Below are 17,060 nucleotides of genomic sequence, written 5' to 3'. Positions count from 1 at the left end.
CTTTCCGTGGTTGTGTGTCAGTGGTGGTGCTGTCGGAGGTCCGCCGCGAGCGTTTCGAGGACGTCCACGAAGGACTTCTTGATCTCCTCGATCCGGGCCTCGTCGAAGAGCCCGGGGTGGTGGCCGAAAATGACCTCGATCCGCTCGCCCGGCATCACGGTGATGCCCAACGGGTAGTGCGAGACGCCCTTGGCGCTCTGCGTGCGCTCGGTGACGCGCAGCGCGTCGGGCCCTTCGGCCCCGCCGTCCCGGTCCGGCGAGTCCGGGTAGTTCTGGAACACGTAGTACGTGTCGAAGAGTTCGCCGGATCCGATCATCCGCTGCACCTCGCTCAGGCCCAGGTGCCGGTGCGGGTACATCTCCAGCTGCTCCTCCTGCACCCGTGCCACGGTCGCCGTGGCCGGCTCGCCGGGGACGCGGCGCACCCGCGCGGGCACGGTGTTGATCAGCAGGCCGACCATGTCCTCGATGCCGGCGATCTCCGCCGGGCGCTCCGAGACGGTCGTGCCGAACAGCACGTCGTCGCGGCCGGTGAGACGGCCAAGGAGCAGGCCCCAGGCGGTTTGCAGCGCGGTGTTGAGGGTGACCGAGGCGCGGGCCGCGCCGCGCACCAGGGAGGCGGTGAGCTCCTTGGAGAGCAGCAGGTCCGTGGTGTACGGCAGCACACCGGGCTCGGGTTCGCCGCCACCGACCCTGGTCGGTATGGGCGCCCCGGCGAGGAAACCGCGCCAGGCCTCGGCGGCCGCCGTCCGGTCCTGCCGGGCCAGCCAGGCCAGGTAGTCACGGAAGGGGGTGACCGGCCCGGGGTCCTCACCCCGGTAGAGGGCGAACAGCTCGTCCCAGACCAGGGGGGTGGACCAGCCGTCGAGGAGGATGTGGTGATCGGCGACGAGCAGCCGGTGCCGGGTGGCGGAGTACCGCAGCAGGCTGAAGCGCAGCAGTGGCGGGGCGGTGAGGTCGAAGCGGAGCGCCTTGTCCTCGGCGAGGACGGCCGCCTCCCGCTCCTCCTGCCCGGCGGGCGTCAGCCCGGACAGGTCGTGCTCGCTCCACGGCACCTGCACCCGGTCCGCGACCACCTGCACGGGTGTCTCCAGGCCGCGGTGGGCAAAGCCGGCGCGGAGGTTGTCGTGCCGCATCAGCAGGACGCGCACGGCCTCCCGCAGGCGTCCGGCGTCCAGCGGCCCGTCCAGGTCGAAGAGGCTCTGGCCCTGGTACGGGTCCGGCCCCTCGGGCAGCCCGTCCGAGTGCAGGACGAGGCCCTGCTGGAGCGGGGTGACCGGCAGTACGTCCGTCAGGCCCGGGTGGGCGGATTCGAGGGCGTTGAGCGCGGACTGCTTGAGTGCGACCAGGCCGACGTCGGAGGGGGTCAGGCCGCCGAGTTCCGGGTGTGCGGTGAGGCCGCCGAGGCCGGACAGGAGTTCGGCCCAGCGGTCGGCGAGCGCGCCGATCGCGGCCACGTCGAACCGGCTGCGGTCCCAGTGCCAGCGGACGGTGACGGACGCGCCGTCGGCGGCGGGGCACACGTCCACGGCGAGGACGTGACCGCCGGCCGCGTCCGCGTGCTCGTCGGCGGACTGCGCCGGCAGGAAACGGAACAGGGCCTGGGCGTCGTCGTACCGGGCGAGGTGCGGGCCGGTCTCCGAACCGGCCTTCAGGGCCGGGAGGTTGACGCCGCCGCACGGTACCGAACGGATCTGCTCCTTGACCCGCTTGACCACGCGGGCCAGCGACTTGGGGTCGGCCAGGGCCTTGCCGAGGTCCGCGAGGCCCGGGGTGAGCCGCACCGGGTGCACGGCCCCGCCCGCGCCGGTGGCGATGTCGATGCGCAGCGCCGAGCGGACGTCGGCGACGCGGGTGAGGCGCCACTCGATGAGCGCGGGCGCGAGCGCGGCGAGCGCGATGTGCTCGGGGCCGCAGCGGAACATCACCGGGAGGTGGCCGGTCAGGGCCTCGGCGAGAGCTCCGGTGACCGTACGCTCCAGCAGACCCCGGCCCTCGGCAGCGGGGCCCTCGGCGTCCGGGCCCGCGGCATCCAGGTCTGCGGCGTCGGTGAGCCGCGGGTAGGCCGGGTCCGGGGTCTCCAGAATCCTGAGCCAGTCGTCCAGTTCGCCGACGGCCACCGCCGTCGGGTCGTGGGCCTCGGCGGCATCGGCGGCGCGGGCGACAAGCGCCTCGACCGTCTGGTCGCGGAAGACATCACGGGGGCTGATCAGGAAGCCCTCCGCGCGGGCCCGGCTGACCAGCTGGATGGAGCGGATGCTGTCGCCGCCGAGGTCGAAGAAGCGGTCGTCCACACCGACCGCCTCCAGACCGAGCACCTCCGCGAACAGGCCTGCCAGGGTGACCTCCTGAGGGGTCCGTGGCGGGCGTATCGCGCGGGAGGTGAAGTCCGGCGCGGGAAGGCTGCGGGTGTCGAGTTTGCCGTTGGGGGTGAGCGGCAGGCGGTCGAGGACGACGACGGCCGCGGGAATCATGTGGTCGGGCAGGCGCCGGGCCGCGTGCCGCCGCAGCTCCTGGCCCAGCCGGCGTGCGTGGTCCACGGCCTGGGGGTCGTTGCCGAGCTGGTGGAGCGGGAGACCGGCGGCGTCCGCGGCCGCGTAGACGTCCGCGAGGCCCGACCGTGCCGCCCGCGCCGCCTCCTGCGGGGCCAGGAACACCGCGTCGAAGCAGTCCTCGGACTCCCCCGGCGCGCCGGTCCACGTGGTGTGCACCGTGTAGCCCAGCTCCGCGGCGAAGTCGGCCAGCTCCTCGGGGCAGACGCCGGGACGGGTGCGGGGGTGGGTGTCGGCGTCCCGTACGAGCGTCGCCGCGCCGCAGGCCACGCGCCGGGCGAGGGCCACCTCGGCGGCCACCCGGCGGTTGGGGATGCCGGTGACGCGCAGCAACCCGGGCCGTCCCTGCGCGAGTTCGGCGCGCACGGCGTCGAGGCCCGTGGCCTCGGACCACACGGTCCTGCGCGCCCCGGCCAGCGACAGCGGCCGGGCCCCCTGCTTGTGCACCACCACCTCATAACGGTAATCGGTGAGCTCGTTGCTCAGCAGGCCTCGTTTGAGGCGGATGTCGACGCCCGCCACCCCGGGGACGGCCTCGCCGATACGGGCGAAGAAGGCCGGGTCGAGCAGGAGTTCGCTCTCCAGGTCGCCCTGGTGGGACACCATGTCCCGGACCGCGGCGAGGGTTTCGCCCGCGTGCGCGCCGCCGTGCAGGGTGATCGCGGTGAGGAAGGCGCGCAGCAGCCGCGGGTTGCGGATGTCGCCGAGGAAGATCCGGCCGCCGGGCTCCAGCAGCTCCATGGCCGCCCTCAGTACGTCGATCAGGTACCGGACGCTGGGGAAGTACTGCGCCACCGAGTTGACGACGATCGTGTCGTACGAGGTCCCGGCGAGTTCGCCGACCTCGTGGGCGGCGAGGCTGTGCAGGGTCACCCGGTCGCGCAGGTCGGTGCGGTCGACACCCGCGCCGAGGGTCTGGATCAGCGAGGGCGAGAAGTCGATTCCGCTGTACGCGTCCACGTGCGGGGCGACCTGGTAGAGGATCAGCCCGGAGCCGACGCCGATCTCAAGGACCCGGCGCGGGGCCAGTTCCAGGATGCGGTCGACCGTGGCGGCCTGCCACTCCCGCATGTGGTCGAGGGGGATGGGCTGGTTGTCGTAGCTGCTGTTCCAGCCGGTGAAGTCGCCCTCCCCGCCCAGGTCCTCCTGTTCGCTGTAGCCCTGTTCGTGGATCTCCTGCCACTTGTCGACGTGCTCGATGTCGTCGGCGCCGTCGGGCCCGCCCGCGGTGGTGTCGGGCACGACGTAGCCGATGAGCTGCTGGTGGCCGGGGGTGTCCTCGCGGACGACGACCACGGACTGGGCGACGCCCGCGTGGGCGTCGAGGACCGCCTCGATCTCGCCGGGCTCCACGCGCATTCCGCGGATCTTGACCTGGTCGTCGGCGCGGCCCACGTAGTCGACGACTCCGCCGGGCCGCCAGCGTGCGAGGTCGCCGGTGCGGTACATCCGGGCGCCCTCGGGGCCGAACGGGCAGGCCACGAAGCGTTCCGCGGTCAGTCCCGGCCGGTTGAGGTAGCCGCGCGCGAGTCCGGCACCGCTGATGTAGAGCTCGCCCACGACGCCGGGGGCGACCGGGCGCAGGGCCGCGTCCAGGATGTGCACGCGGGTGTTGGGCAGCGGGCGGCCGACCGGGACGGAGTCGTCCTCGTAGCCCTCGCCGGCGCTGCCGCACTCCCAGTACAGGGCGTCGACGGTGGCCTCGGTCGGCCCGTACGCGTTGATCATGCGACGGCCGCGGGACCACTTGGCGGCGAGCGCGGGCGGGCAGGCCTCGCCTGCGACCATCAGGTTGCCCACATGGGCGAGGGCGTCCTCGGCCATGCCGCCGAGGATGGTCGGCGAGAAGGTGATGTGGGTGGGGCGGTGGCGGGCGACGAGTGCGCGCTGCCGGTCCGGGGAGAGCAGTTCGTCGGGCGACGCGAGGATCACCGCCGCGCCGCCGAGCAGGGTGCAGCACATCTCGCAGAACGTGGGGTCGAAGTTGATCGAGGAGAACTGCAGGAAGCGCGAGGAGCCGTCGAGGAGGAAGCGGTTCAGGTAGCCGCGGGCCAGATTGGGGATGCCCCGGTGGGTGACGGCGACGCCCTTGGGGCGGCCGGTCGAGCCGGAGGTGTAGATGACGTAGGCGAGGTCGTCCAGGCGCAGCCGAGCGCGGCGGTCCGCGTCCGTGGGTGCGGTGGCGGGCATCCGGGCGAGGGCGGCGCGGGCGGCCGGGTCGTCGAACGTCAGGCGGGGGACCCCGCGGGCGCTCTCGGGCAGCCGGGCGGCGACCTCGCCCGTGGTGAGCAGGAGGGCGGGGCGGGTGTCCTCGATCATGAAGCCGAGCCGCTCGGGCGGGTAGTCCGGGTCGAGCGGCAGATAGACGCCGCCGGCCTTGAGGATGCCGAGAAGGGCGCAGAGCAGGTCCGGGGAGCGGCGCAGCGAGAGCCCGACCACGTCGTCGCGGCCCACGCCCTGGGCGATCAGCCAGTGGGCGACGCGGCTGGAGCGGCGGTCGAGTTCGGCGAAGGTGAGCTCGGTGTCCTCGTGGATGAGGGCCACGGCGTCCGGGGTGCGGGCGACCTGCGCGGCGAGCAGGTCGGGGTAGGTGGCGTCGGGGAGGTCGACGGCGGTGTCGTTCCAGTCGCCGAGGATCAGGGCGCGCTCGTGCTCGCCGAGGACGTCCACGGAGTCCAGGGACCGGCCCGGGTCGTCGGCGACGGCCTCCAGGACGCGCAGCAGCCGTTCGGCGAACGCGGCGGCGGTGGCCGGGTCGAACAGGTCGGTGGCGTACTCGACCTCGCCGTGCAGGCCGTCGGGCCGGCCCGACGCGTCGAAACGCTCGGTGAGTTCGAAGGTCAGGTCGAACTTGGAGGTGTGGGTGGGCACCGTCTCGTGCTCGGCGGTGAGGCCGGGCAGATGCCAGTCGGGGGCCACGTTGTTCTGCAGCACCAGCATCACCTGGAAGAGCGGGTGGTGGCTGGTCGTACGGGCCGGGTTGAGGACTTCCACCAGGTACTCGAAGGGCAGGTCCTGGTGGTCGTAGGCGGCGAGGTTGGAGGCCCTGACGCGGTCCAGGAGGCCGGTGAAGGAAGGGTTGCCGGAGGTGTCGGTGCGCAGCACCAGGGTGTTGACGAAGAAGCCGACGAGGTCGTCGAGGGCACTGTCGGCGCGGCCGGCCAGCGGGCTGCCGAGCGGAATGTCGGTGCCCGCGCCGAGCTTGGTCAGCAGGGTGGCGAGGGCGGCCTGGAGGACCATGAAGAGGCTGACCCGCTCCTGTCGGGCGAGGTCGAGCAGCCGGTCGGTCAGCTCGGCCGGCACATCGAAGGGCACGACGTCGCCCCGGTAGCCGGCCTCGGCCGGCCGGGGCCGGTCGACGGGCAGGTCGAGCAGTTCGGGCGCCCCCGCAAGCCTCTCCCGCCAGTAGCCGAGCTGCCGTGCCATGGCACTGTCCGGATCGTCCGGCGAGCCGAGCACGTCCCGCTGCCAGAGCGTGTAGTCGACGTACCCCACGTCCGGAGCGGGGCGGCCGGGCTCCTCGCCCGCGGCGGTGAGGTGGGTGGTGTAGGAGTCGCAGAGGTCTCGGACCAGCGGGGCCAGGGACCAGCCGTCGCTGGCGATGTGGTGGATGCACAGGAGCAGGACGTGGGTGTCCTCGCCGGTGCGGAACAGATCGAAGCGGGCCGGGATCTCGGCGGCCAGGTCGAAGAGGTGGCCCGCTGCCCGGTCCAGGGCGGCGGGCAGTTCCTCGGGGCTCACCTCGTGGACAGTGAGGTCGACAAGCGCCTGCTCGGCGGCCACCACGACCTGCTCGGCGCCGTGCGGCCCGTCGGCGAAGTACGTGCGCAGGCTCTCGTGCCGGGCGACCAGGTGCCGTACGGCCGCACGCAGGGCGGGAAGGTCGGGTTCGCCGGTGAGGCGGACGGCTATGGGCAGGTTGTAGGTGGCGCTGGGGCCCTCAAGGCGGTGCAGGAACCACAGGCGCTGCTGGGCGTAGGAGAGCGGGATGTGCTCGGGCCGGGCCATCCGGCGCGGTGCGGGCCGTGCCGTGCCGGCGCCGTCGAGGCGGCGGGCGAGGGCGGCGACCGTAGGGTTCTCGAAGACCGCGCGGATGGGGAGTTCGGCAGCGAGTTCGGCGCGGATGCGGGCCACCAGGCGGGTGGCGAGCAGGGAATTGCCGCCGAGGTCGAAGAAGCCGCTGTCGACGTCCACGCCGTCGAGGCCCAGCACCTCGCAGAAGAGCGCGGCCACGACCCGTTCCCGCTCGGTCCCCGGGGCGCGCCCGAAGGAGGGGGACCGGGAGAAGTCGAGGGGCGGCAGGGCCTTGCGGTCGACCTTGCCGGCGGGGGTGAGCGGGAAGCGGTCGAGCACCATGACCCCGGCGGGGACCATGTACGGGGGCAGCCAGGTCCCCAACGCGCCCCGCAGGGCGGCCGGTTCGGGCGCATGACCGGCGGCGGGGACGACGTATCCCGCGAGGTAGGACACCCCGGGTGTCTCCTCCCTTGCCACCACGCGGGCCTGCGCGACCTCGGGGAGCCGGCGCAGGGCTTCCTCGATCTCGCCGAGTTCGACGCGGTAGCCGCGGATCTTGACCTGTTCGTCGACCCGCCCGACGAACTCCAGTGCCTTGTCCGCGCGTTGGCGTACGAGGTCGCCGGTGCGGTACATACGGCCGCCCGGGGCGCCGAACGGGCAGGCTACGAACCGCTCGGCGGTGAGGGCGGGCCGGCGGTGGTAGCCGCGGGCCAGGCCGTCGCCGGACAGGTACAGCTCGCCGGTCTCGCCCGGGGCGGCGGGCGCCAGCAGCTCGTCGAGGACGTGAACACCCGTGTTCCACAAGGGGGTTCCGATGGAGACGGGTTCGCCGGGGCGCACCGGGGAGAGCAGCGACCAGATGGTGGTCTCGGTGGGTCCGTAGAGGTTCCACACCTCGGCGTGTCCGTCCACGGCCAGGAAGTCGGCCAGGTCCTGCGGCAGCGCCTCGCCGCCGCACAGCAGCCGGGTCCCGGCCGGCGCCTCCCGCGGGTCCCAGCCGGCCTCGCGCAGCAACTGCCACAGGGCGGGGGTGCCTTGGACCAGAGTGGGCCGGGCGGCGGCGAGCCGGGCGCGCAGCGCGACGCCGTCCAGGGTGACGTCCCGTTCCACCAGGTGCAGCAGGGCACCGCCCGCCAGCGGCAGGTACAGCTCAAGCCCCGCGATGTCGAAGGAGACCGGGGTGGTGGACAACACCACGTCGCCGGGGCCGACTTCGCACAGCGAGGCCATGAAGGCGAGGAAGTTCGCGAGTGAGCGGTGGGTGACGACCACGCCCTTGGGGCGGCCGGTCGAGCCGGAGGTGTAGATCGTGTACGCGGCCTGGTCGAGCCCGGTGAGACGGCCCATCGGGTCGGCGGGTACGGGGCCTTCGGACGGCTCCTGGCCGTGCGGTTCGACGGCTCCCGCGTCCGACAGGTGGAGCCGGGTCAGGGAGGCGTCGACGCCCTCCAGCCCCGCGTCGGTCTCCGCGGTGGCGAGCAGGGCGCAGGGGCCCGCGTCGGCGACCATGTAGGCGAGCCGGTCGGCCGGGTAGCCGGTGTCCAACGGCAGGTACGCGGCGCCCGACTTGAGCGTGCCGAGCAGTCCGCACACCAGCGCGGGCGAGGAGGGCAGGGCGACGGCGACGGTGTCCCCGGGGCCGATGCCCAGGTCGATGAGCCAGTGCGCGATCCGGTTGGCCCGCTCGTTGACCTCCCGGTAGGTGAGCGTGGCCCCGCCCGCCACCAGGGCGGGGGCGTCGGGGGTGGCGGCGGCCTGCTCCTCGAACCGCGCGACGAGGCCGCCCGGCCAGGGCACCGCCGGCTCGGCCTCGTCGCCCGTGTCGATGCCGGCGTGTTCCAGTTGGACGGTCATGAGACGGTTTCCCTCTCCGGTGCCGGTCGGGCCGGGCCGGCGGGCGCCAGGTCGGTCCAGTGCGCGTCGATGTGGGCCACGCAGGCGGCCCGCGCGTCGGGGCCGTGCACGCAGTCCCAGCCGGCGGGCACGGCGGTGCGGGCGGGCCACAGCGAGTACTGGCCCCGGGCGTTGAGCAGGACGCGGTACTGGGCCGACTCGTCCTCGAACGGATTGGTGCTGCTGCGGCTCATGACGTCACTCCTCGCCCACGAAGTCTTCGATCCGGGCCGCGATGGTCTCGGCGTCGGTCTGGCACAGCTTGAGGCCGTAGGAGTCGGACTCCATGACCTCGGCGCTCAGTTGGCCGCGCACCGCGTAACGCCAGTCCTCCACCGTGAAGTTGTCCCTGGCCAGCAGGAGCAGCAGGTCGGTGTCGACGGGGGCGGGGCGGTACGCGGTCAGGGCACGGGCGTAGAGGCAGTGCGCCGCGTGGATGCGGCGGGCGAAGGCGTTGGCGGCCGGGTCGTCGGCCCTGGCCGCGCCGAAGATCGCCGCCGAGGCGTCGCGGATCGCGGTGTCCTCGTCGAGGTCGGCGGGCGCGATGTCGGGGAAGGCGTCGGCGGCCCCGGAGAGGCGGATGATGTCGTCGCGGAACTGGAAGAGGAGTTCCTGCGCATCAAGTTCGCCGGTGGAGTGCACGTCGAGGTAGCCGTCGATGGCGACGGTACGGCGCAGTCCGAGCCCGCGCTCCTCGGCCAGCCGGGTCAGTTCGAGGGCAATGGCCCCGCCCGCGCAGGCGCCGACCAGGTGGAACTCGTCCTCGCCGAACTCGTCCTCCAGCAGGTCGGCGTAGAGCTCGGCGATGCCCTCCATGGTGTCGGGCACGGCACGGTTGCCGGTGGACAGCAGCAGCGGCGACTGGAGGCCGTAACAGCCGCGGTCGGTGCCCATCAGGCGGACCAGGCGCGCGAAGCCGTCCACCGTGCCGATGCCGGCGTGCAGGAAGACGATGGGGATGCGCGAGCCCTGGTTGCTCATCCGGATGACGGAGCGTTCGCCATTGGCGGCCTGGGGCTGCGCCTTGTTGGAGGTCAGCCCCTCGATGCTGCGAAAGCGCAGCAGGTCGCCCATGTTGAGGGTCCAGCCCAGCCGCTGGTTGATCTGCTCGATGGTGACCAGGGCGAGCAGCGAGTCGCCGCCGGTCTGGAAGAAGTCGTCGGTGACGGTGATGTCTCGGTTCAGCGTGGTGCGCCAGATGTCCAGCAGGATCTGCTGCACCAGGCTGGGCTCCGAGGTGGTCACCGGCTCCAGGAGGTTCGTCTGCCGCGTACTCACAGCGCGACTTCCTTTCGTGTCTGGTCGGGCGCCGATGAGTTCGGCGACAGGAGCGATTCGGAAGCGGTACGGATACGGGGATGCCGGCGCGGTCAGGCCCAGCCGCCGGTGAATCCGACGACCTCGCCGGTCACGAAGTCGGCGCGGCCGGAGGTGAGGAAGACGATCAGGTTGCCGATCTCGCGGGCGGTGCCGAGGCGGCCGATGGGCAGCAGGCCGCGCAGCCGCTCCTGTCCGTCCTCGGTGCCCCAGGCCTCTTCGGGGTAGTAGGTCTCGCTCTCCAGGAAGTTGGGGGCGACGGCGTTCACCGTGACGTGCTGCGCGGCGAGTTCACGGGCCGCGGCGCGCGCGAAGGCGGAGGCCGCGGCGCGCAGCGAGCTGTAGTAGGAGAAGCCGTGCTCGGACCGGACCGGGGCGGCGGAGGTGACCAGGACGATACGGCCGTGGCCCTGCCGTTTCATCTGGGCGGCCGCCTTGGCGACCACGGCGACCGGGGCGACCAGAAGCGCCTCGGCGGCGGCCCGCAGCTCGGTCACGTCCGCCTGCTCCACCGGCAGGTACTTGCCGGGGTAGACGTCGTTGCTGATCACCGCGTCCAGCCGGCCGTAGCGGCGGATCGCCCAGGTCACCGCGCCGGAGGGGGTCCTGGCCGGGCAGGCCACCACCGCGGACACGTGACCGGCCTCGAACTTGGCCCGTGCCTCGTCGTCGGTGAAGCTCTCGTCGTGGCAGACCACGGTGAACCCGGCGGCGCCCAGCGCGGGGACCGCGCCGGGGCCGGCGTAGAGGGTGGCGTGGGTGACCACGACGACGCGTTCGGCGGGCGGCGGGTCCGCCGTCGGGGGGCTCACGGCGGGCTCCCGGCGGCCACGGGTTCGCGGGCCGCGGTGCGGGGCAGGCCGGTCGCCCTGTCGATGAAGTCCTGGATCGTGGCGAACATGTCATCGGCCGGGACGAGGATGTCGTGGTGGCTGCCCGTGGGCCGCTCCTCCAGGGTGCTGCCCGGCACCAGTTCGTGCAGATGGCGGGCGGTGTCCGGGTGGGTCATGCGGTCGGTGCGGCTGGTGACGATCAGCGTGCGGGACGGGGCGGCCGACGCGGCCTGCCGGGCGTCGTAGGCCATGAGCGCGTCGTTCAGCCTGGCGTAGCGGTGGAACAGTTCGGCATCGCCGTACGGGTAGAGCACGAAGGGGGCAAGGCGGGGCGGTACGCCGAAGAGCATGTTGGGGTCGAGGAACATGGAAAGCACCTCGTCCGCCCGGCTCTGGCTCCTTCCCGCGCCCGCGAGCAGGCCGTGGAACTGGGTCTGGAAGGGGGTGCGGGTGACGCCGGGGCCGAAGTTGAGGTCCGGGTGGAGCATCGTCAGCGAGGCGGTACGGGCGCCGAGGCGGGCCGCCGCCGCCAGGGCGACGGGTGCTCCGCCGCAGACCCCGATCAGGTGCACGCGCTCCGCCCCGTATGCCTGCGCCACGGCGGTGGCCTGGGCGATCTCCTCGGAGAAGGCGCCGCTCGGGGTGGGCTGGGCGGCCCAGTCGCCGAACAGGTACGGGTTCTCGTAGGTGATGACCCGGTGGCGGGCGGAGAGGCGGTCCAGCCAGGGGGCGAAGAGGCCGGCCGGCACCCCGCAGGGCGGCACCAGGACGACGCTCTCCGCGCCGGGCTCCCCGGCCGCGAAGGTCGCGATCGGGGGCAGCCCGTCGGCCGTCACCCGGCGGGCGGCCGGCAGGGCCGCGCTGCCGGAGCGCGGGTGTCCGGCCGGCTCGTCCGGCCACGGCCCGGCGCTCTCCGCGAGCGGCCGCCAGGAGCCGAACTCCAGCTCGCAGAGGTTGCTGAGGGCGACCTCCAGGCTGGACGGGCCGTCGGGGGCGGGCGCCGTGAAGCGGGGCACGGTGAGCCCGTGGGCGCCGCCGAGGTGGGCCAGCGCCTCGTTGCAGCGGTCCACCGCCGCCGCGTCGAGCGCGGCGGCCTCCGCCTCGTCGGTGGGGAAGACCCGCAGCGCGGTGCCGGCCGCGCGCAGCAGCGGCTGGGCCAGGTCGAGGACGGTCAGCAGCCCGGCCAGTGCCTGCGGCCCGGTGCCGCCGCCCGTGGACTCGGAGCCGGCCACGTCAGAATGTCTTTCCGCGCGTGGTCTCGGTGACCATGCGGTTGTCCGGCCGGTGGTTCTCGCCGCTGACCAGGACGGAGCCGTACTTCTCCAGGCTGATCCGGCCGCCGTACTCCTCGATGTGGTCGCTGTCCGGGTAGACGTGCACGGTGGAGGGGACGTAGCGGGTGGCGAAGCCCATCCGCATGTCGTTGGTCCTGCCGAGGTGCGGATAGGAGGCGTGCATCAGGGTCGACCAGAAAATGATGAACTGGCCCGGCTCCATGACCTGCGCGACGGCCGCGTCCTCGTCCGGCGTCCAGTTCGGGTCCCTCTGCAGTTCCCGGTAGTCGTAGCCGAAGAAGCCGCGGCGGACGCCGTCCTTGTCCACCGAGTTGATCTTCTCGGGGTCGTAGTGCATCTTCTTCGTCTCGTCGTAGAACATCGTCTGGTGGGTGCCGGGGATGAACTGGAGGCAGCCGTTCTCCGTGGTGGCCTCGGTGAAGGCGGACCAGACGGTGATGGTGCCGCCGAAGTCGGAGTCCTCGGGCCACAGGATCTGCGGCTTGCCGGAGGCGTTGGCGAAGGTGTCGGCCTGGTGCCAGTCGGTGCCCTCGTCGCCCGGGTGCTTGGGGAAGAACTCGGTACGCCAGCAGATGACGTCCGGGCCGAGAATGCTCGCCACCCGGTCGACGATCTCGCGCCGGCCGATGTGCGAGGCGAGGAAGTCGTGGTCCAGGTGGCGGTCGTAGTTGGCGATGTTGGTGGCGCCTGAGACGGCGTCCTCGGTGGGGTAGACGGCGTCGGAGCGGTCCAGCAGCTCCAGGCGGGTACGGCGCCAGATCTCCCGCATCTCGTCGGGCTCGTAGAGGGTGAACGGGCCGATGAAGCCCTGCTGGTGGAAGCGGCGAAGCTCCTCATCGGAGAGTGCGAACTGCTGGCCTGTCTCGGGCAGGGTGGAGGTCATCCTCGGGCTCCTAGCGGGAAGCGGTGGTGAGCTGGCGGTTGACTGCGGCGCCAAGGACGCCGATGCTGGCGCCCTTGCTGAGGGTCGAGACGTTCAGCGAGAGCCCGAATGTCTTGTTGACGAGTTGCAGCATGTGGATCAGCGAGAAGGAGGTCCCGCCGAGGTCGAAGAACTCGTCGGTGTCCTTGACCGCCTCCACGCCGAGGACCTCGGACCAGATCGCCCGCAGCGTCTGCGTTGCCGGGTCCCCGGCACCGGCCGCGGGGTCGCCGGTGGCGTCCCGGGTCGCGGCGAGCCGGGCGTCCAGCAGCTTGGCGAGGACGCCCTGGTCGAGCTTGCCGTTGACGGTGACCGGGATCTCCTCGATGCACAGGTACATGGACGGGGCCATGTAGAACGGCAGCGAGCGGGCGACCTCGGCGCGCAACTCGGCGACCAGGGCCTCCGGTTCGGCGTCGGTGACCGGGTAGGCGACCAGGCGGGGGTCGCCGCTGCCGAAGTCGGCCGCGGTGACGACCACGTCGCGGACCGCCGGGTGCTGCCTGAGGCGGGCCTCGATCTCGCCGGGTTCGATGCGGTAGCCGCGGATCTTCAGCTGGCGGTCGGCGCGGCCGACGTAGGCGTACTCCGCGGGGCCGGTCTGCACACCCAGGTCACCGGAGTCGTACCAGCGCTCGGTGGTGCCGTCGGCGGCGGTGCGCTCGAAGAAGCGCTCGGCGGTGAGCTGGGGGTGGTCGAGGTAGCCGCGGGCAAGTCCGGCCCCGGCGACGTGCAGTACTCCCTCCTCGCCGAGCGGCAGGGACTGCCCGTCCGGGCCGACGATGTCGATGCGCAGGTCGGCGATGGGCACGCCGATCGGGCTCGGGCCCTCGGCGGCGAGGTCGGCCTCCTGGACGCGGCGCCAGGTGACATGGACGGTGGTCTCGGTGATGCCGTACATGTTGATCAGGGCCGGGCTGTCCAGTCCGTGCCGCTCGGCCCAGGGCACGAGCATCCGGTGGTCCAGCTTCTCGCCGCCGAACACGACGTAGCGCAGGGCGAGTCCGGCTGAGGCGGGGCCGGCCTCGGCGTCGGCGTTGGAGAAGTTGCGGAAGGCGGACGGCGTCTGGTTGAGGACGGTGACCCGCTCCCGGCGCAGCAGCTCGTGGAAGGCGCGCGGGTCGCGGACGGTGTCGCGGGGTACGACGACGAGCCGGCCGCCGTGCAGCAGGGCGCCCCAGATCTCCCACACTGAGAAGTCGAAGGCAGCCGAGTGGGAGCCGGCCCACACGTCGTTCTCGTCGAAGCCGAAGACCCCGGCGGTGGCCGTGAACAGCCTTACCACGTTGCGGTGTTCGATCTGCACGCCCTTGGGGGTGCCGGAGGAACCGGACGTGAAGATCACGTACGCGAGGCTTTCGGAGTCGGCGCCGGAGGTCGGCTCCGCGGCCCCCTCGCCCGGTTCGGCGTCGACGGGGACGGCCCGCGCGCCGGTGACCAGGTCCGCGGTGTCCGTGCCGGTCACGACGAGGCCGGAATCGCACTGGGCGAAGACGAAGTCCCGGCGCTCGGCCGGGTAGGCCGGGTCGACGGGGACATAGCCGGCGCCGGCCTTGAGGATGCCGAGCAGGCCCACGATCAGGTCGCGGCCCCGCTCCACGCACAGGCCCACCCGCTGATCCCGGCCGGCACCGGCCGCGCGCAGGACGGCGGCGAGCCGGTCGGCCCGGACGTCGAGCTCGCGGTAGGTGAGATCGCCGCGGGCGTCGGTGACGGCGACCGATTGTGAATGCGCCCGGGCGACGCGCTCGAAGTTCTCGTGCAGGGTGAGCGATTCGTCGAGCGGTGCCTGCGGATTCTGGGATTCTCTGGAAATCGCGCCAGGATTCACGGACATGGACCCTTTCCAATCATGGTTCACGACACGGGTACGAGAGTTCGGGAGGCGGTTTCGCCCGGCCTTCTCAACAACCTCTTGAAACGGTCTCAGGGGCGTCCAGCCCTTTCAAGGGACGGCGTCTGGCACGAAGCTGCAATGGCGCCAAGTGTCCATTTCCGCAAACGTGAAGCGGCAGATCGAATGGACCGCCGAGCGGTTGTGTTCCGGAATCCCGTTCACAGCCATCCCGCCCGTTCAGCGAGAACTCCGACCTCGAAACGGCTGCGGGCGCCCAGGCGGGAGCAGATTCCGGACATCATGCGGCGCGTGGTGCGCAGAGAAAGGCCCAGTTTGCGGCCGGCCACCTCGTCGGTGAGGCCGCGTTCGAGCAGTCGTAGCAGCTCCAATTCCTGTTGTGAGGGCCCTTCGGTGGCCGGCTGGCGGCCCGTCTCGAAAGGCGCCGCCTGTTCCCAGACGAAGTCGAAAAGGGCGAGCAGGGCGTCGATCACCCCGGGCGCGCGCAGGACCACCGCGCCGGCCCGGCTGTCCTCCGGGTCGAGCGGCAGCAGGGCGGTGGACCGGTCGGCGATCAGCATGCGCAGCGGCAGCGAGGGGATCGTCCGTATCTCGCCACCGAGCCGGGCAAGCCACTGGGCGTACTCGGTGCTGGTGCGGTCGTTGCGGAGGCTGTCCAGGTAGACGGTGCGCAGCCGGACCCCGGCGCGCAGCATCCACTCGTCCAGCGGGCGGCTCACCGCCAGGTCCTCGGGGCTCTGCGGGCCGCCGGGCAGGAACGCCCGGAGTTCGCCGTCGACGTTCCGGGCCACCTCTGACAGATACGCCCGGACCTCGCCCACGCCCTCCAGGAGCTCCATGCCCTGGTTGCCGTGGCGGGCCCGCTGGGCGGCGTAGACCGCGGTGAGTTCGGCGGCGCACGCCTCCACGGAGGCCAACTCGCGTTGCTGGGCCAGGATTTCGGACTCGCGCCGCCGGATGTGGGCGGCGAGGCCCACCTCCGGGCTGACGGCGGCGATGTCACAGGCGCCCGCCCGGTAGAGCATGGACAGTTGGGTGAGCCGGTCGAGCGCGGAGCGCACCTCCCCTTCCGTGAGGCCGAGCCGCCCGGCGATCCGGTCCGCCGGCCAGCCGGGTTCCGCGATCACCAGCTGGTAGACGTCCACGCAGGTCTCGTCCTGGCCGAGCAGGGCCGCCAGGGACGCGCGGCCGGGGCCCGGTCCCTGCTCCCGTACCTCCTTCGTCTTCCGTACCTGTGCTGCCTCTCGCACCTGACTGCCTGACACGACTCACCACTCCCCCGCGCAGTTGATCTGTACCGGCGCGGCGGATCCCCTCCGCGCCGGCCGTCCGTCAGTAGTGCACCCGGCGGTTCTCCGACGTCACCCGGTAGCGGATGCTCCACAGGCTGCGCCGCACATAGGTGCGCTGGAGCCACCGGTCGCGTCCGTCGTAGCGGGCGGCGAAGGAGGTGCGGGCGTGGACTCCCTTGCGGTTGTTGATGAGCAGCGCCTGCCCCGGGCGGAGTTGCACCCCGTGCGCCACCGCCCCGCAGACCTCCTGGAGCTGTTCGAGGGCGGCCTGGGCACCGCTGGTCAGCGGGCGGACGCCGTTGGCCGAGATGGCGATCTCCGGGTAGTCGTCGCTGCCGCTGATCAGCGGCACCGGCTCGGAGAGCGCGTCCTGGCCGCCCGTCACCCGGCGGGTGTAGCTGCCGGGCGCGTTGAGCTGGAACAGCGGGGAGCGCAGGGTCCGCAGGGTCTCGGGGGCGAGCGCGGCCGAGATGTCCCGGGCGTCGGCGTAGTGCGTCGCGGCCACGCCCTCGTGGTCCGCGCGCAGGCAACTGAGCACCAGGAAATCGGGGTTGGCGATGTCGTAGCGGCCGATCGCGTCATGCATGATGTCGCTGTGGAAGTTGAGAAAGACCTCCGAACCCTCGTTGGTCTGGGTCCGCGCGCCGCCCTGGACGGGGATCACGTCGTGGACCAGCCGCCCCGCCTTCTCGGTGCGCACCCCCATCGGCTCACCGATCAGCCCGCTCAGCCCGAGTAGCACGCCCTCGGCGACGAAGGACGGCTTGTCGCGGCTCGGGCCGCCGTCCGCGGGGGTGTCGGGCAGCCGCTCGTCCACCGGCAGGTTCTCGACCAGGGCGACGCCCGCCGTGTCGACGTGCCGGCCGAAGTCGAGGATCTGCTGAAGGGTCTCGGTCGGCAGGCCCGCGAAGATCTGAAGGTAGCGGGTCATCGACCGGTCGATGTCGAGGCCGGGTTCGCCCAACCCGGCGAGCTGCGCGCCCAGTCGGTCCCGCGCCGGGTCCGACAGGGCGATCCGGGCGAAGGTCCGCGGCACGGCGGCCGGCGCCACCTCCGCGTGGTCGGCGAGGATGCTCATTTC

General features: G+C 72.5%; 9 protein-coding genes. All 9 read right to left on the bottom strand.

What is annotated here, in order from left to right:
* Positions 1–17: 17 nt before the first annotated feature.
* Positions 18–8,426 carry an amino acid adenylation domain-containing protein gene (locus ACGFW5_RS09370; RefSeq protein ID WP_393833573.1) on the bottom strand — a complete coding sequence of 2,803 codons (8,409 nt, stop codon included), beginning with the start codon at positions 8,424–8,426 and terminating at the stop codon, positions 18–20.
* The gene (locus ACGFW5_RS09365) at positions 8,423–8,659 is read right to left on the bottom strand and encodes an MbtH family protein (RefSeq protein WP_393833572.1); all 237 of its coding nucleotides are present in this window, start codon (positions 8,657–8,659) and stop codon (positions 8,423–8,425) included. The genes ACGFW5_RS09370 and ACGFW5_RS09365 overlap by 4 nt, the downstream gene beginning before the upstream one ends.
* Before the next feature lie 4 nt (positions 8,660–8,663).
* Positions 8,664–9,743 (bottom strand): alpha/beta fold hydrolase, encoded by a 1,080-nt coding sequence (locus ACGFW5_RS09360; protein WP_393833571.1) that lies wholly within the window; start codon positions 9,741–9,743, stop codon positions 8,664–8,666.
* 92 nt (positions 9,744–9,835) lie between these two features.
* Complete coding sequence (locus ACGFW5_RS09355) at positions 9,836–10,594, bottom strand: SDR family oxidoreductase (RefSeq protein WP_393833570.1); 759 nt, start codon at positions 10,592–10,594, stop codon at positions 9,836–9,838.
* Positions 10,591–11,847: an alpha/beta fold hydrolase gene (locus ACGFW5_RS09350; RefSeq protein WP_393833569.1), complete on the bottom strand. Its 1,257-nt coding sequence runs from the start codon at positions 11,845–11,847 to the stop codon at positions 10,591–10,593. Before ACGFW5_RS09350 ends, ACGFW5_RS09355 begins: the two co-directional genes overlap by 4 nt.
* Before the next feature lies 1 nt (position 11,848).
* Positions 11,849–12,793 (bottom strand): chlorinating enzyme, encoded by a 945-nt coding sequence (locus tag ACGFW5_RS09345; protein WP_393833568.1) that lies wholly within the window; start codon positions 12,791–12,793, stop codon positions 11,849–11,851.
* A 10-nt stretch (positions 12,794–12,803) separates the two neighbouring features.
* Positions 12,804–14,669, bottom strand: coding sequence for an amino acid adenylation domain-containing protein (locus ACGFW5_RS09340; protein ID WP_393833567.1), 1,866 nt, complete (start codon positions 14,667–14,669; stop codon positions 12,804–12,806).
* A 218-nt stretch (positions 14,670–14,887) separates the two neighbouring features.
* Complete coding sequence (locus ACGFW5_RS09335; RefSeq protein ID WP_393833566.1) at positions 14,888–15,952, bottom strand: TrmB family transcriptional regulator; 1,065 nt, start codon at positions 15,950–15,952, stop codon at positions 14,888–14,890.
* A gap of 67 nt (positions 15,953–16,019) precedes the next feature.
* Positions 16,020–17,057 (bottom strand): TauD/TfdA family dioxygenase, encoded by a 1,038-nt coding sequence (locus ACGFW5_RS09330; protein ID WP_393833565.1) that lies wholly within the window; start codon positions 17,055–17,057, stop codon positions 16,020–16,022.
* Positions 17,058–17,060 lie beyond the last annotated feature (3 nt).

Source organism: Streptomyces sp. NPDC048416 (assembly GCF_043200435.1).
In the GTDB taxonomy this organism is placed as follows: domain Bacteria; phylum Actinomycetota; class Actinomycetes; order Streptomycetales; family Streptomycetaceae; genus Streptomyces.
Note: the sequence above shows the minus strand (reverse complement) of the source record. Positions and strands in the feature narration are given on the sequence as shown.

What these genes read in the sequence shown, in the direction of transcription:
- ACGFW5_RS09340 (WP_393833567.1), bottom strand. Translation starts at nt 14,669, where the DNA reads ATGTCCGTGAATCCTGGCGCGATTTCCAGAGAATCCCAGAATCCGCAG.
- ACGFW5_RS09365 (WP_393833572.1), bottom strand. Translation starts at nt 8,659, where the DNA reads ATGAGCCGCAGCAGCACCAATCCGTTCGAGGACGAGTCGGCCCAGTAC.
- ACGFW5_RS09345 (WP_393833568.1), bottom strand. Translation starts at nt 12,793, where the DNA reads ATGACCTCCACCCTGCCCGAGACAGGCCAGCAGTTCGCACTCTCCGAT.
- ACGFW5_RS09370 (WP_393833573.1), bottom strand. Translation starts at nt 8,426, where the DNA reads ATGACCGTCCAACTGGAACACGCCGGCATCGACACGGGCGACGAGGCC.
- ACGFW5_RS09330 (WP_393833565.1), bottom strand. Translation starts at nt 17,057, where the DNA reads ATGAGCATCCTCGCCGACCACGCGGAGGTGGCGCCGGCCGCCGTGCCG.